The sequence below is a fragment of the Streptomyces carpinensis genome, assembly GCF_002154505.1.
Lineage (GTDB): Bacteria > Actinomycetota > Actinomycetes > Streptomycetales > Streptomycetaceae > Streptomyces > Streptomyces carpinensis.
The window spans coordinates 1-907 of record NZ_MUBM01000708.1; the positions used below are offsets into that span (position 1 = coordinate 1).

At 71.9% G+C, this 907-nt stretch carries 1 protein-coding gene; it reads right to left on the reverse strand.

The features are described 5' to 3' along the window. Positions 1-27: 27 nt before the first annotated feature. Positions 28-861 (reverse strand): ATP-grasp domain-containing protein, encoded by an 834-nt coding sequence (locus BZY54_RS48170; RefSeq protein WP_086731554.1) that lies wholly within the window; start codon positions 859-861, stop codon positions 28-30. Between the last annotated feature and the right edge of the window lie 46 nt (positions 862-907).

A 907-nucleotide genomic window follows, 5' to 3' on the forward strand; every position in this document is an offset into this window, starting at 1 on the left:
CCCTCCCCCCGCCGCCGGCCGCCGCGGTCAGTGCGCGGCGGCGAGAAAGCCGCGCAGGGAGCTCTTCATCGCGGCGACGAAGGCGTCCCGGCCCGTGTCGTCGAGGGCGTCCAGGGACAGGTACGGGTTGAGGTCCTCCAGCTCGACCAGCAGCAGTTCGCCGTCCGGGGCGCGGCAGGCGTCCACTCGCTGGATGCCGTGGTCGAGAGCGTTCCAGTCGATGAAGCGCCGGGCGAACTCCAGGTCGTCCCGGGTGGCTGCGTACGGCCGCAGTTCCCAGCGCCGCGCGGGCTCCGGCGCGTAGAGGGCGTACTGGAAGTCGTGGTCGACGAAGTAGAAGGAGATCTCGTGTGCGAAGTCGATGTGCGGCTGGGCGAGGACGGTGCCGTCGACCAGTCCCGCCAGCCCGTCGGCGGTGACGATGCGCAGCCCTATGGAGTCGGCGCCCAGTTTCGGTTTGACCACGTACCGGTCCGCGTCGGGGAGCAGGTGCAGGTCCTCCGGGCGGTCGACCGTGGGGATGACCGGATACCCGGCCGCGGTGAGGTCGAGGAGGTACTGCTTGCCGGCCATGTCGGCCCGGCCCGTGAGCGGGTTGTAGACGCGTGTTCCGCCGGCCAGGGCCCGGGTCCGGAAGTCGTCGTAGGCCGCCTGGTACTCCAGGACGGGGCCGCTGTTGCGGACGACGACGGCGTCGAAGGCGCCCATCAGCGCCGCCGCGTCCCGCGGGTGGCACAGCGCCAGGTCGAAGTCCTCGCGTAGGCGGGCGGTCAGCCGTATGTCCTCGTCGCAGTAGCGGCGTCCGCGCGCCGGGTACGCCAGGTCGGTGACGTAAAGGAGGCGGGGGCGAGCGGGCGGCATTCGGGGCTCCTGGGCGTGTGGTCCGATGAAAGGCGCGGGGTGGGAC